14 protein-coding genes and 1 tRNA gene are annotated in these 14,015 nt (G+C 30.7%); 8 read left to right on the top strand and 7 right to left on the bottom strand.

What is annotated here, in order from left to right; all coding sequences use genetic code 11:
• Nucleotides 1–30 precede the first annotated feature (30 nt).
• The gene (locus CXF68_RS04645; protein WP_101043193.1) at nt 31–450 is read left to right on the top strand and encodes a type IV pilin protein; all 420 of its coding nucleotides are present in this window, start codon (nt 31–33) and stop codon (nt 448–450) included.
• A 168-nt stretch (nt 451–618) separates the two neighbouring features.
• Here CXF68_RS04645 and CXF68_RS04640 read toward each other — a convergent pair whose 3' ends face one another.
• The 3 genes from CXF68_RS04640 to folB form a co-directional block, all read right to left on the bottom strand.
• A complete protein-coding gene (locus CXF68_RS04640) occupies nt 619–1,536 on the bottom strand; it encodes a hypothetical protein (protein WP_101043192.1) in 918 nt (305 codons plus the stop codon).
• Nucleotides 1,537–1,730: 194 nt separating this feature from the next.
• Nucleotides 1,731–1,801 (bottom strand) — tRNA-Cys (locus CXF68_RS04635).
• 55 nt (nt 1,802–1,856) lie between these two features.
• A complete protein-coding gene (gene folB / locus CXF68_RS04630) occupies nt 1,857–2,219 on the bottom strand; it encodes a dihydroneopterin aldolase (RefSeq protein ID WP_101043191.1) in 363 nt (120 codons plus the stop codon).
• Between the two features lie 92 nt (nt 2,220–2,311).
• Between folB and ygiD the strand changes: the two genes are divergently transcribed.
• On the top strand, nt 2,312–3,130 hold the full coding sequence (gene ygiD, locus CXF68_RS04625; protein WP_101047339.1) for a 4,5-DOPA dioxygenase extradiol: 819 nt from the start codon (nt 2,312–2,314) through the stop codon (nt 3,128–3,130).
• A gap of 49 nt (nt 3,131–3,179) precedes the next feature.
• Here the strand turns inward: ygiD and CXF68_RS04620 are convergent, their stop codons facing one another.
• Nucleotides 3,180–5,993 carry a sialidase family protein gene (locus tag CXF68_RS04620; RefSeq protein WP_101043190.1) on the bottom strand — a complete coding sequence of 938 codons (2,814 nt, stop codon included), beginning with the start codon at nt 5,991–5,993 and terminating at the stop codon, nt 3,180–3,182.
• A gap of 147 nt (nt 5,994–6,140) precedes the next feature.
• On the opposite strand from CXF68_RS04620, the gene CXF68_RS04615 reads away from it, so the two are divergent.
• The 6 genes from CXF68_RS04615 to CXF68_RS04590 all read left to right on the top strand — a co-directional run bounded on the left by CXF68_RS04615 (nt 6,141) and on the right by CXF68_RS04590 (nt 11,681).
• Nucleotides 6,141–7,028: a RimK family alpha-L-glutamate ligase gene (locus tag CXF68_RS04615; RefSeq protein ID WP_101043189.1), complete on the top strand. Its 888-nt coding sequence runs from the start codon at nt 6,141–6,143 to the stop codon at nt 7,026–7,028.
• Complete coding sequence (locus CXF68_RS04610) at nt 7,009–7,974, top strand: succinylglutamate desuccinylase/aspartoacylase family protein (RefSeq protein ID WP_101043188.1); 966 nt, start codon at nt 7,009–7,011, stop codon at nt 7,972–7,974. Before CXF68_RS04615 ends, CXF68_RS04610 begins: the two co-directional genes overlap by 20 nt.
• A 74-nt stretch (nt 7,975–8,048) precedes the next feature.
• Entirely contained in the window at nt 8,049–8,300 is a 252-nt protein-coding gene (locus CXF68_RS04605) for a hypothetical protein (RefSeq protein ID WP_101043187.1), read from the top strand.
• 133 nt (nt 8,301–8,433) lie between these two features.
• Nucleotides 8,434–9,744 (top strand): DEAD/DEAH box helicase, encoded by a 1,311-nt coding sequence (locus CXF68_RS04600; protein ID WP_101043186.1) that lies wholly within the window; start codon nt 8,434–8,436, stop codon nt 9,742–9,744.
• Between the two features lie 7 nt (nt 9,745–9,751).
• Nucleotides 9,752–10,321 carry a Crp/Fnr family transcriptional regulator gene (locus CXF68_RS04595; protein WP_101043185.1) on the top strand — a complete coding sequence of 190 codons (570 nt, stop codon included), beginning with the start codon at nt 9,752–9,754 and terminating at the stop codon, nt 10,319–10,321.
• Nucleotides 10,322–10,388: 67 nt separating this feature from the next.
• A complete protein-coding gene (locus CXF68_RS04590) occupies nt 10,389–11,681 on the top strand; it encodes an aminopeptidase P family protein (protein ID WP_101043184.1) in 1,293 nt (430 codons plus the stop codon).
• 67 nt (nt 11,682–11,748) lie between these two features.
• Here CXF68_RS04590 and CXF68_RS04585 read toward each other — a convergent pair whose 3' ends face one another.
• The 3 genes from CXF68_RS04585 to CXF68_RS04575 all read right to left on the bottom strand — a co-directional run bounded on the left by CXF68_RS04585 (nt 11,749) and on the right by CXF68_RS04575 (nt 13,777).
• The gene (locus tag CXF68_RS04585) at nt 11,749–11,958 is read right to left on the bottom strand and encodes a helix-turn-helix transcriptional regulator (RefSeq protein WP_101043183.1); all 210 of its coding nucleotides are present in this window, start codon (nt 11,956–11,958) and stop codon (nt 11,749–11,751) included.
• A 2-nt stretch (nt 11,959–11,960) separates the two neighbouring features.
• Nucleotides 11,961–12,503 (bottom strand): DUF2975 domain-containing protein, encoded by a 543-nt coding sequence (locus tag CXF68_RS04580; protein ID WP_101043182.1) that lies wholly within the window; start codon nt 12,501–12,503, stop codon nt 11,961–11,963.
• Nucleotides 12,504–12,565: 62 nt separating this feature from the next.
• Entirely contained in the window at nt 12,566–13,777 is a 1,212-nt protein-coding gene (locus CXF68_RS04575; protein WP_101043181.1) for a retropepsin-like aspartic protease, read from the bottom strand.
• Between the last annotated feature and the right edge of the window lie 238 nt (nt 13,778–14,015).

Here is a 14,015-nt window from a genome sequence, read left to right as displayed (position 1 = left end):
TTTTGAAATCTAAATAGGTTATGAAAACAAATGATTAAAACAGATAAAATTTTATTTAAAAAGATAAACGCCTTTAACCTTCAAGAACTTTTAGTTGTTCTTATGATTATTGGTATCTTAATATTACTTGCTTTACCTAATTTAATGCCCCTTATTTCTAAAGCAAAAAGTATTGAAGCTCAAACAAATCTTACGCAACTATACAATATGCAAAGAAGCTATTTTTTTATGCATTCTAAATATTCTAATGACTTAAGCACAATTGATTTTGTAGTTCCAAAGAAAGTTAACGAAGGCGGTCGTTCTAATTACTCTTATCAAGTAATAGAAGCTACTAATAGTTCATTTAAAGCTAAAGCAACTGCTATTACTGATTTTGATGGTGATGGGATTTTAAATACTTGGCAAATTGACCAAGATCAAAACTTAAAAGAATTGGTTAAGGATTAACTATTTTCAGGCTCCTTCCGTTTATAAATCTCAAAAAAAAATCTAAAGCTTCATCATGCGAAAAATCTAGTTCTATCTCGGTCACTATATTTTATTTCCTCAAAAAAGTCGTCAAATAAAAACGTGATAAAGAATAGGCGATTGCACTAATTTTATATTAATAAAGCCTTAACGATAAATTTGCCATTTTCCATCTTTGCGCCCGATCATTCTGCTAAAGTTTATACGACCCTGTTTATCTTTTAGATTGGTGCGAAACAGACTAGAGCCGTCTTCACGTAGTAGCTCGTAAAGCCTACCATTAGCAACAGGTTTAGCGTGGAAAACAATATCCTTAATATCATCCCATTTCCATTTTTCATCAATTGTAATGCCGGTGAAGTCATCCCTAATCTCCTTACTTCTCACCTCCAAGGTAACCTCAGTATCTAATTTTGACTCATCCATATGCAATGGTAGTAGTGCTTCGACCATTACTTTGGTATCTCCTTCCTTTAAGGATTTATAATAAGATTTAGCAAATTTAAGAGCTTCTTCATGGCTGGTATTATCAGTCACTATATCTGCGGTCAACCACTCCCATTCAGGCCGATTAGCTGATAGTTCGACTGTTCCTGTTACTGTTTTTCCTTTTTTAGCTCTCAATACCAAAAGCGTTTCACCTCCCCTGCCATCTACCCAATCACCAACTTTATAAGCGACTATGCGTGTTATAACAGCCCCCTCTTTCCCTGTTGGGATAATAGAAAGCGTATTGGTTCCTGATAATAAATTTATTTCAATAAGAACACTTTTTACGTCAGAACCCGCTTTTAAGTATATGATTGGAATATCATTAACTCGTATTTCCGCATCTGTTCCTTCCGCTTCACCTTCAACATAAATTTTCTTAATTATTGACATAGGGTTTTCCTCTGCAATTGAAATGTTTGTGTAACTTTCGGTATCTATCCCTTCAGGTTCTACATGAATTTTCTGAACTTTTGATATGCTTTTTCCCTTTGCATTTGAAATATTTGTACAACTAGTAATAGTTAACAATACCAAACATAGCCAGAAAGTAGTCATGGTGATGTTTTTTTTCATTGGATTACATTTTTACTATTTAACAACAAGGGCTTAGGACATTTTCATAACCATATTTTAATAGCTCTTGCAAAAAACAATTTACTTCTAAAAATGGTATAATGCTATTTATTTTTCTTAAATAATTTATTTGCAGATAGCTATTTTCTAAAAAATAAAAACCGTTATAAATCAATTGACTTATAACGGTTTTGAGGTGTCTAGCGGATTCGAACCGCTGTACATGGTTTTGCAAACCATTGCCTAGCCACTCGGCCAAGACACCCTTTGGTAATAAAGACTGCAAATTTACATCTTTTATCCTTTAATGCAAGTTTTTTTTAACTTTTACGCACTTCTTTTAAAACAATTACCACTTCAGCCACATTACCTCCTATCGGTGGATTAATTTTTGAAACGCTAACTTCCACCTCTTCAATTAATTGTATTTCTTTAAATACTCTATCTAAAATACGTTGCGCAACATGCTCTAATAATTTAGATCGAATTGCCATTTCTTCTTTAATAATATGATTTAAATGAACATAGTCAACAGTATCAACTAGTTCATCTGTTTTTGCTGATTTTTGTAAATCTGCTTTCACTTCTATATCAATTCGATATTCTGAGCCAATTTTAGCTTCTTCTTCTAAACATCCGTGATTTGTATATAACCGGATGTTGTTTACACGTATAATTCCCATATTTGCAAAGATATATTGTATTTTAATAAAAAAATATTTTGGATAGAAAAAAATTCTTACAATTAGCAGGTTTATCATCAGTATCAATGGCAATGGCACCGCTTTCAAATATTGAAAATATGATGAATGTTTTTGAAAACACACCCAAAATGCCCGTTCTATTCTTAGGCCATGGTACACCTATGAATGCTATTGAAGAAAATGAATATACTTTAGGATTTAAAAAAATAGCTAAAACATTACCAAAACCAAATGCTATAATTTGTGTTTCGGCTCACTGGTTAACAAAAGGAACAAAAATTACAGCTATGGAAAACCCAAGGACAATACATGATTTTGGTGGTTTTCCTCAGGAATTACACGATGTAAATTATCCTGCAAAAGGGAATAATGAATTAGCAAAAGAAACACAGAAATTATTTTTACCTAATAATAAAATAGAATTAGATCATGAATGGGGATTAGACCACGGAACTTGGTCGGTAATAAAGCATTTGTACCCTAAAGCAGATATTCCGGTTTTACAATTAAGTATTGATTATTATAAATCTCCCGAATACCATTTTGAACTAAGTAAAAAACTAGCTAAACTACGTTATAAAGGAGTTTTAATTATTGGTAGTGGAAATATTGTTCATAACATTGGTAAAATGGATACCAACACAGCCAAACATGATTTTGGCAATGAAGCTAGAGAAATTGTTAATAAATTGATTTTAGATGAAAACTTTAAACCTTTATTAAATTATAAAAAATTAGGAAAAGCAGTACAGCTAGCAATTCCTACTCCAGATCATTATTTTCCTTTAATTTATTCTCTAGGCTTAAAAGATAAAACTGACAAAATTGAGTTGTTTAACGACTCTTTACAAAACCCAAGAATTAGTATGACATCTTTAAAAATAGATTAATCAACAAAAACTCCATTTAAATTAAATGGAGTCTTTATTAAAAGCCTGCTTATTTTATTTCAAATACTTGTTTTTTATTATTTATTTCAACGGTATACTTCCCTTTAGGTAAATAATACGTATCATTTTTAGCTTTTTTAATTGTTGTATTTTCATTTTTCTTACGAAACTCTTTTAATCCTTTATTGGAAAAAGAAGCGTCAAAAACAGCTTCATTAAAACCTTTTTCAGCTTTCGTTTTTATAGCATTTACCAAAATTTCATCTGAATAAATATGTATTGTAACTTCTTCATTTTTGTTTACATAAAACGGAATAACAACTTTAGGTGTATTCGCTTTTAACCATTTACTCCAAGAACTTCCCCAAAAATCACTTTTGCTAATATTTTTGATAGAAAATAACGCTTCTTCATTATTAAATTCTTGTAACGGAGCTACATTTGCCTTATACAAACTACGCCCATGAGTCGCTACTATTAAGTGTTTTGCTGTAGGTTGAATTACTAAATCATGAACCGCTACATTAGGTAGTTCTTTTTTAAACGGTTGCCAGTTTTTTCCTTTATCTAAAGAAGTATACAATCCGTTATCGGTTCCTACATATAATATAGTTTCTTTTTTAGGGTCTTCTTTAATTACATTTACTGGAGATGCAGGAATGTTATTGCTAATATTTTGCCATGTTTTACCATAATCATCAGATTTGTATATATAAGTAGTAAAATCATCAAATCTATATCCGTTTAAAGTAACATATACCGTCTCTTTTTTATGTTTTGAAGCAATTACACGAGTTACCCATAGATTTTGCGGTAATGTACTAGAAATATTCTCCCAGCTACCACCTCCGTTTTTAGAAACATGTATCAAACCATCATCAGATCCCACATAAAGTAATCCAAATTGAAACGGGCTTTCAGAAATTGTTGTTAGCGTACCGTAAGCAACATTCCCTTTTTTTCCTCCTTTGGTTAAATCATTAGAAATAGCTTCCCAAGTATCACCTCTATCTAAAGATCTATGTAATTTATTTCCTCCTAAGTATAAAATATCTTGATTATGTTTTGATAACTGAATTGGTGTTTGCCAGTTAAAACGATATGGTGTTTCTCCTAATGTATGTTTTGGTTGAATGTATTTTTGGCTTCCTGTTTCTCTATCAATTCGGTAATAATTACCAAACTGATAACCTGTATACACAATGTTCGGATTTCTATCATCAACAGCAACTTGCATTCCGTCTCCTCCCATTAAACTTTCATACGGATTTTTACCTGTTTGTTTCCAACGTTTATTAATTTTCGCATTGTTATTTGCTACCCAAACCCCATTATCTTGTAAACCTCCATACACTTTATAATTCTTCTGATTATCAGCATACACTGTGTAAAACTGACCAACAGCCGGTTGATTTGCTTTTACCCAACTTTCTCCATCATCGTAAGAAATATTTAATCCTCCATCATTTCCTTCTATTAAATGTCCTTTCTTTTTAGGGTTTACCCATAATGCTTGATGATCGGCATGCACATTTTCTTTACTAATAGATGTAAAAGTTTTCCCACCATCTTTCGATTTTAAAACAGGAACACCCAATACATAAATTCCGTTTTCATCTTGCGGATCAACTCTAATTTCACCAAAATAATAACCATAAGAATAATACAAATCATCTAAGTAATCTTCATGTGTTTTTTTCCAACTTCCCCCACCATTCGTTGTTTTAAAAACCTCAGCTCCAACAACAGGTGTATCAAATAATAAAGTGTTTGCGTTTTCTAAATACTTAGCTAAATCAGCTGGTTTAACAGAACCTGCACGCACCATTTGTTTTACATTTTCAGCACGATACTTTTCTTGAAAACCATTCATTTTTAAATAGGTATTCAGCTTTTTATCTTTTAATTTCAAAAAATCTGAAATCTGCATTGTTTTAAAATCACCTTTAGTCAATGCATTAGAAGTTACTTTTTTCTTTTCATCTTTTCTTCTAAATTGACTATCATGAAAAGCATATACTGTATTTTCATTAAAAACGGCTAAACCAATTCTACCAACGCTTTTGCCGTTAGGAAATCCATTATTCTCTGAAATTTTAATCCAAGAATTACCTGCATCTGTAGATTTATAAATTGCAGAATTCTCTCCATCTCCTTTAAAATTCCACGCTGTACGATCTCGTTGCCATGCTGCTGCATACAACACATTAAAATTATCAGGTGCTGGTTGCACATCTATAATACCTGTATTATCATTAACAAACAAGGTTTTATTCCATGTTTTGCCACCATCGGCTGTCTTAAAAATTCCTCTTTCTGTATTTGAAGAATATAAGTGACCAATAACTCCAATAACAACCTCATCTGGGTTTTTAGGGTTGATTAAAATTCTACCAATATGATGAGAATCGGTTAACCCAACATTCACCCAAGTTTTACCTTTATCTGTCGATTTTAAAATTCCAATACCTGCATACGACGAACGAGAAGAATTGTTTTCTCCTGTACCCACCCATATTGTTCCACTCTTCCAATCTACAGCAATATCACCTACATTCTGTGTCGGAGAATTATCTAAAACTGGTATAAATGTTGTTCCATTGTTATTCGTATACCACAACCCTCCAGAAGCATATCCTACATAAAATTCGGTAGTATTTTCTGGATTTACATCTATATCAACTACACGACCACTCATTACAGTCGGCCCTATATTCTCAAAAGAAATATTTTTAACTAACGATGTTTTTATTAATGCTTCTTTTTGTAATAATGCTTCTTCAATTTTCTTAGGCGAAGTAGCTTGTTGTGCTATTAAAGCATATGGTAAAAATGCTATAAAAACTTTAGTAATCGTTTTCATTTTGTTTGGTTTAGAACCGATGAAATTACTTGATGTATATTTAATATCAAAAAAATTAACAAAACATTAGTTTTATTAACCTTTAAAAAATGGCTTTTTTGCTGCAAAAAAAATGTTAGCTTTGTGTAATCTGAACAACTAAATTTTATGAATATTTTTATTCTTTCTGTTAGCGACCAAATATATTCTACTCAAAGAATATACAAAGAAGCCAATCGCCGTGGGCATAAAATTAGAATTATTAATCATTTAAAATGTGCTATAAAACTAACAAACGGGAAATCAAAAATAATTTATAATGGCGATAATATTATTGACATTCCTGATGTTATTATTCCAAGAATTGGAGCTTCTGCCACTCGCCATGGGGCTGCTGTTGTTAAAGAATTTGAAATGAACGGAGTATATACAACAGCTAGTTCTTCGGGAATTTTACAATCACAGAATAAAGCTTGTACTTTACAAATAATGAATCGAAAAAACATTCCAATTCCTGACACTCTTTTTTCGGTAAACCCAGAAAATATTAGTGAACAGATAGATTTGCTAGGAGGTGCTCCCATTATAATAAAACTACAAGAAGGTACTCACGGTTCGGGAGTTATTTTAGCTGAAAGTAAAAAGTCAGCAAAATCAATTATCGATACTATGTACAATACAAATACTAGTGTTTTATTACAAGAATTTATCAAGGAAAGTAATAGTGAAGATGTTCGAGCTTTTGTGGTCGGTAATAAAGTCGTTTCATCTATGAAACGAAAGGGCTCAGATGATGATTTTCGTTCGAATATACACCAAGGTGGTAGTGGATTTAAAATTGATTTATCTCCTGAAGAAATAAAAATAGCGATAAATGCTGCACAATACTTAAACTTACCAATAACAGGAGTTGACTTAGTTCGCTCTAAAAGAGGCTCTTTGTTAATTGAAGTTAATTCAACCCCTGGTTTGCAAGGAATAGAAGCATACACAAAAGATAATATTGCTAAATCTATTATTAAATTTTTAGAAGAAAATGTTCGAACAAGAGTTTAAAAACAAAATCGTAGAAATACGCGGGCAAAAAATTGGTTTGGGCGAATCTAAATTAATTAAAATCCCTGTAGATAGATTACCCACTGGTACGCTTATTGAAATTCCAGTATATATTTTTAATGGAGATGAACTTGGTCCTACAGTTTTACTACAAGGAGGTCTACATGGTGATGAAGTAAACAGTGTTGAACTTGTTCGCAGGCTTTTGATAGATAAAACGTATAAAATTCATAGAGGCTGTGTTATTGTAGTTCCTTTATTAAATGTTTTTGGGTTTTTAAGTTTATCTCGTAACATGCACGGTAAAGATGTAAACCGAAGCTTCCCAGGTTCTAAAAATGGTTCATTAGCAAGTCGAATGGCATATTATTTAATGAAAGAACTTGTAAAAAATGTTGATTTTGCTATTGATTTTCATACTGGCGGTGCGCAACGAAATAATTTCCCTCAAATAAGATATACCCCTGAAGATAATCGAGGGTTTGAACTCGCTAAATTATTTAATGCACCATTATTTTTTGGATCTAAGCTTATTCCGAAATCTTTTAGAAACCAATGTTATAAAAACAATATCCCTGTGATTGTATATGAGGGAGGAGAATCATTACGATTAGATGAAAATGCTATTCAACAGGGAATAGATGGAACTTTACGTATTTTAAGGTATTTTAAGATGATTCATAAAGATGTTAAAATTCATCAAAACTCAACATCCATTCAACTTTATAAACGAAAATGGATTCGTGCTAAAGTTGCTGGTTTATTTAACCCTAAAGTTAAAAACGGAGCAAACGTTAAAAAAGGAGAGATCTTAGGTCACATTATGGATACTTACGGTGAAACAAATTTTGCTGTAAAAGCTCCTACTGATGGTTATATTATCTCAAAAAACAATTTCCCTGTCGTAAATATGGGAGACGCTTTATTTCACTTCGGAAAAACATAACCACTTGATTTAATTTGCTTTATAAATTAATTTTACCTTTCTTTAGAATCAATTAACCTATTAAAAACAAAATTATGGAATTAATTATTAGTTTATTAAGTGGTGCCGTTGGTGGTAATATTGCTGGTGCCTTACTAAAGAAGTTTTCAATGGGCACGCTTTGGAATTCTGTTATAGGAATTTTAGGTGGTGGTCTTGGGGCTCAATTACTAGGCATGTTAGGTATTGATATTAGTGGTATTATTGGTAACATTGCTGGTAGTGGTGTTGGAGGTGGTGTTTTAATGGTTATTATTGGGCTTATTAAAAGCGCAATAAAAAAATAAAAATTAAATATTAAATTAATAAGACGTCTGATAATAGACGTCTTATTTCATTTAAGGTGCTTCCTAATAAAATAGCAGTACCTTTGCAGGTTCAAAGAGATACTTATTTTAGAGTGTTTCTAAAATAATATATATGACATTTAAATCTTTAGGATTATCTGATGCTTTATTAAAAGCGATCAAAGAAAAAGGATACGATACTCCATCTCCAATACAAGCAAAAGCAATTCCACATATTTTAGCAGGAAAAGATGTATTAGCTTCAGCACAAACTGGTACCGGGAAAACTGCAGGTTTTACATTACCTGTTTTACAACGATTAGCAGAATCGAAACACCCAAAATATCGCCCTGTAAGAGCATTGGTTTTAACGCCAACAAGAGAATTAGCTGCTCAGGTTTACGATAACGTAAGAGAATACAGTACTTATTTAGATATAAGATCTACCGTAGTTTTTGGTGGTGTAAAAGCAGCCAGTCAAATAAAAACTTTAAGACAAGGAGTAGATATATTAGTTGCCACTCCTGGTAGATTATTAGATTTACACGATCAAAAAGCAGTTTCTTTTAATCGAATAGAAGTACTTATTTTAGATGAAGCTGATAGAATGCTAGACATGGGTTTTGTGAGAGATATTAACAAAATCATTAGTTTTATGCCTGCAAAGCGTCAGAATTTAATGTTTTCTGCTACGTTTTCACAAGAAATAAAAAGATTAGCTGGAGGAATTTTAAGAGACCCTGTTTCTGTAGAAGCCGAACCTGAAAACTCAACAGCAGAGAAAGTTTCTCAAAAAGCATACGCTGTAGATAAAGGTAAAAAAACTGAGGTTGTCATCAATTTAATTAAAGACGGTAACTGGAGTCAGGTTTTAATCTTTACAAGAACAAAACATGGCGCCAATAAGTTAACTGAAAAATTGGTAAAAGCAGGTATTTCTGCTGCTGCAATTCATGGAAATAAAAGTCAAGGTGCTCGAACAAAAGCATTGGCTAATTTTAAAAGCAATACGAATAGAGTTTTAGTAGCTACTGATATTGCTGCTCGTGGTATTGACATTCCATTATTACCGCACGTTATAAATTTTGAGTTACCAAATGTACCAGAAGATTATGTACATAGAATTGGTAGAACTGGTAGAGCTGGTGCAAAGGGAGAAGCTATTTCTTTAGTTTGTAGCGAAGAAACGGAATACCAAAAAGAAATAGAAAAAATACTAAAGCAAAAATTAAAGACCGAAGTTATTGAAGGGTACGAACCTAAAGATACTGCTGGTCCTAAAAGAGCTGCAACCCAAAAGAAAAAATCTGGAGGAGGAAAGAAAAAAGGAGTAGGTGCTTCACATAGAGGGGCATCTGAGGGAAATAAAAAACCAAAGAGAGAACGTCCTAGCGATCCTTCAAGAAGAAGTGACGGGGCTCCAAAAAAAAATAGAAGAAGATAAATTATAAGTGAATTTTTCTAATTACATAGAAAACATAATAGAATCTCAGGAGTTTGATAGTCAAATTTCTGAGATTTTTAGTTTCTTTAAACCATTACAATTAACAAAAAACAATTTTCTGGTTGAAAAAGGAAAAATTTGTGAATACTTCTGTTTTATCGAAAACGGTGTTTTACAACATTCCATTGAAGTATCCGAAGAAGAAAGAACAACCTATTTAGCCTTAAAAAACTCTTGTACAGCTGCTTTAAAAAGCTACCTACAAAAAACACCATCACGTAAAAGCATTAAAGCTTTAAGCAACTGCAATTTACAAGTAATTTTGGTAGCAGATTTTAAACATCTATTAAAAACCAATAAAGTATTTCAACAATTTTATTATACTTTAATTGAAAAGCAAATATTTTTAATTGATGATTACAGAATAGATCTACTAACACTAACGCCAGAAGATCGTTACAAAAAATTACTACTTAACGAACCTAACTTATTAGGAGAGGTTCCACTACGTTACCTAGCTTCTTTTTTAGGGATTTCTACCAGACATATGAGTAGAATTCGTAAAAACATAAAATAGTGCCAAATGGCTACACAATTAAAGAGATGTTTTTTTTATTTTTGAGAACATTTTAATTGTTAGCTTTATGAAATACAACCCAATAAATCGAGACTTATTTATAAAAAATCGTAAAAACTTTATGGCGAAGATGAAGCCAAACAGTTTAGCTATTTTTAACTCTAATGACGTATATCCAGTAAGTGCAGATAGCGCACTACCTTTTGAACAACATCGTGATATATTTTTCTTAAGCGGTGCAGACCAAGAAGAAAGCATTTTAATATTATTTCCTAATTGCCCAAAAGAAAATTTACGTGAAGTATTATTTTTACGTGAAACAAACGAACATATTGCTGTTTGGGAAGGTGAAAAACTAACCAAAGAAAAAGCATTAGCAACTAGCGGAATAAAAACTGTTTTCTGGTTACAAGATTTAGAAAAAGTATTAGCCGAAATGATGGCACTTGCCGAAACTGTTTACATAAATACCAATGAACATTATCGTGCTTCTGTTGAAACAGAAACTCGTGAAGCTCGTTTTACAAAGTGGTTATTAAACAAATATCCTGCACATTCAGTTGCTAAAAGTAATCCTATTTTACAGCGCTTACGTTCACTAAAAAATCCAATAGAATTAGATTTATTACAACAAGCCTGTGATATTACTGAAAAAGGATTTAGACGTGTATTAGATTTTGTAAAACCTGGTGTTTGGGAATATGAAATTGAAGCTGAATTTATTCATGAATTTATTAGAAATCGTTCTAAAAAATTCGCTTATACACCTATTATTGCTTCAGGTAACAACGCAAATGTTTTACATTATATTGAAAACAACCAACAATGTAAAGCTGGTGAATTAATATTAATGGATGTTGGTGCTGAGTACGCTAATTATTCTTCAGACATGACACGTACAATACCTGTTTCTGGTCGTTTTTCTGACAGACAAAAAGCAGTGTACAACGCGGTAAATCGTGTAAAAAACGATGCCACAAAATTATTAGTTCCGGGAACTATCTGGGCTGATTATCATCTTGAAGTTGGTAAATTAATGACCTCTGAATTATTAGGCCTAGGTTTATTAGACAAAGCAGACGTACAGAATGAAGATAAAGACTGGCCAGCATATAAAAAATACTTTATGCACGGTACTTCGCACCATATGGGCTTAGACACGCATGATTACGGATTGTTACACCAACCTATGGAAGCGAATATGGTATTTACTGTAGAGCCGGGTATTTATATCCCTAACGAAGGTTTTGGTATTCGTTTAGAAGATGATGTGGTTATTCAAGAAAAAGGAGATCCTTTTAACTTAATGCGTAACATACCTATTGATGCAGATGAAATTGAAGATATTATGAATCCTTAGATTTTTAATATAAACAACAAAACATTAGATTTTTAAAAACCAATAGAAAACTATTGGTTTTTAAAAATCAATTATTCTTTTTATATTCTAAAATATCTGCAGGTTGACATTCTAAAACCGCACAAATAGCTTCTAACGTAGAAAAACGAATGGCTTTAGCTTTACCTGATTTTAAAATAGATAAATTAGCTGCCGTAATACCAATCTCTTCAGCCAAATCTTTACTTCTCATCTTTCGCTTAGCAAGTATTACATCTAAATTTACAATTATAGGCATAACTAAATGGTTAAATTATTTTCTTCTTGTAATCTTCTTCCTTTCTTAAAAAGATCAATATATAAATAAATTAAAAGCGCTACACAAGAATGAATAAAAATGAAAAAGTATTCTTCTTCAAAACTAACTTTCTCTTTTTTTGTCCAACCAATTACAATAATACCAATATTTAAAATTATTGGAATAAAATTTAGTTTAAAGAATATTTTAAGTTTATTTAATGACTTTGCATTAAACAACTCATTATCGATGAAAATTCTAAAAAAATCTTTTAGAACATAAAAATATATTGAATAAAACAACAGCCAGAGCCACATAAAAACAATCGTATATGAAAACTGGTACTTAATTATCCCGTTTACAATCGGAATTTTAATTTTAGCATTAAAATCATCTACATCATTCTCTATGATATCAACATAAGGAACGTCAAGAATTCCATGCTTTTCAACTAAAGATAAAATCGAAAATAAAAGTACAAATACAAAAAAAAAGGTAAATAAGTAAAAAAAGGTTTTAGCACAGATGTAAATAATTTTTTTCATGATACTTTATGTTTTCTAGACCGCATAAACATATTAAATAAACTTAGTAAATCAATATACATTTACAATAATTTTACTTTTTCTAAATCAAACTCTAACTCTTCTCCATCTCTCAATACTTTTATCTTTATTTTATTAATTTTTAAATTTTTTAAAAGCCCCATTTGAAAAATTTCACACCATTGACTATCACTTACGTAGGAATAATCTTTATTATTTATACTTAATATTTGATCTCTATATTTTAAAATCTTTGAAGCCTTAATATTATCGTACAAATAATCAATATATAGTTTGTTCTTTTCAAATGTAGATTTAAATCCAAAAGTTATTATGTTACCTTTATCTTTATTACGTTGTTTAATCATTTTAAACTTTTTTGTTTTCCAGTTGAAAATAACCCTATAGTTCTTAAGAAAACCCAATCCAATATTAGTATTTTCATCCTCTACACTCACAATAGCGTTATTTATAAAATAGTCTCCTATTCTAAATTTATTAATTCTAGCTAAATATGAATTTCTCTTTTCTATACTTCTTCCAAAAGCTCCAAAACCTGAACCTCCTGAACCTTTAATATATTTTTTAATTCTTTTTGATTCTTTTTGTTCTTTGAAAACCTTGTATCTCAATTTAGTACAACCTGGATTACCTAAGTCTATTACATTGTTTAAGACTCTTTCTTCATTTACTTTTGTAATAATTGATACTTGATACGCATCGCCAACAAATATTTTTGATTCAGAATAATTAGAGGGTATATTTAAAGTTTTTTCGTTATCAGTAATGGTTATCATTTTATTTTGAAAATCAAAATCCCAAACAGCATGCCTCATTAAATTAGAACCTATTAGCCCATCTACTTCTAAACAAGCTAAATCTCCTTTTTTAAGATCCAATATAGAACCTATTGTTCCTTTAAAGTTTATTCCTCCAATGGCTATGTCATCTAATTTCACATATGCTAAGCTTGTTGATTTTTCATTAATATCAGATATCTTAGAAGAACCAATAGTAACAACCTTTAATTTTTCCGCTAATTCATTAGAAATAATATTAGTAGCGCCTGTATCTAAAATAAAATCATATATTTCTCCTTTAATTGTTGCTTTTATAAGAATATGTCCTGTTTTAGTATATTCAAATGGAAAAGTTACCTTATAATTTTTCTGAGCAACTTCACCTACTTTAAGAATCTTTCTTATTTTTGCTCCAGCACAACTGCTTAATACTATTAATAAAAATACTAAGTACAATACTTTTTTAAATTTCATGTTTTTATTTTAAATATTTCTACAAATGTATTTTAATATTATTGAAAAACGATAATTAATTGTTTTTTTAAGATAATTTTATGATTTAATATAACATTACAATTCAGTAAGTTCTGTGTAAAATAAAAAAGAAATATTAGGTTTACACATAAGAAATACGGGTATATTAAAGAACATGAGGAAACGTATTTGAAGTATTATTCAATAATAAAATATCATTTAGATTCAGGTGCAAAGC

The organism is Tenacibaculum sp. Bg11-29, assembly GCF_002836595.1.
Taxonomy (GTDB): domain Bacteria; phylum Bacteroidota; class Bacteroidia; order Flavobacteriales; family Flavobacteriaceae; genus Polaribacter.
The sequence above is the reverse complement of the archived record's forward strand: the minus strand, read 5'-3'. Positions and strand labels throughout refer to the sequence as shown.

Coding starts and splice junctions, on each gene's coding strand:
- CXF68_RS04645 (WP_101043193.1), top strand. CDS start 31: ATGATTAAAACAGATAAAATTTTATTTAAAAAGATAAACGCCTTTAAC.
- CXF68_RS04640 (WP_101043192.1), bottom strand. CDS start 1,536: ATGAAAAAAAACATCACCATGACTACTTTCTGGCTATGTTTGGTATTG.
- folB (WP_101043191.1), bottom strand. CDS start 2,219: ATGGGAATTATACGTGTAAACAACATCCGGTTATATACAAATCACGGA.
- ygiD (WP_101047339.1), top strand. CDS start 2,312: ATGGCACCGCTTTCAAATATTGAAAATATGATGAATGTTTTTGAAAAC.
- CXF68_RS04620 (WP_101043190.1), bottom strand. CDS start 5,993: ATGAAAACGATTACTAAAGTTTTTATAGCATTTTTACCATATGCTTTA.
- CXF68_RS04615 (WP_101043189.1), top strand. CDS start 6,141: ATGAATATTTTTATTCTTTCTGTTAGCGACCAAATATATTCTACTCAA.
- CXF68_RS04610 (WP_101043188.1), top strand. CDS start 7,009: ATGTTCGAACAAGAGTTTAAAAACAAAATCGTAGAAATACGCGGGCAA.
- CXF68_RS04605 (WP_101043187.1), top strand. CDS start 8,049: ATGGAATTAATTATTAGTTTATTAAGTGGTGCCGTTGGTGGTAATATT.
- CXF68_RS04600 (WP_101043186.1), top strand. CDS start 8,434: ATGACATTTAAATCTTTAGGATTATCTGATGCTTTATTAAAAGCGATC.
- CXF68_RS04590 (WP_101043184.1), top strand. CDS start 10,389: ATGAAATACAACCCAATAAATCGAGACTTATTTATAAAAAATCGTAAA.
- CXF68_RS04585 (WP_101043183.1), bottom strand. CDS start 11,958: ATGCCTATAATTGTAAATTTAGATGTAATACTTGCTAAGCGAAAGATG.
- CXF68_RS04580 (WP_101043182.1), bottom strand. CDS start 12,503: ATGAAAAAAATTATTTACATCTGTGCTAAAACCTTTTTTTACTTATTT.
- CXF68_RS04575 (WP_101043181.1), bottom strand. CDS start 13,777: ATGAAATTTAAAAAAGTATTGTACTTAGTATTTTTATTAATAGTATTA.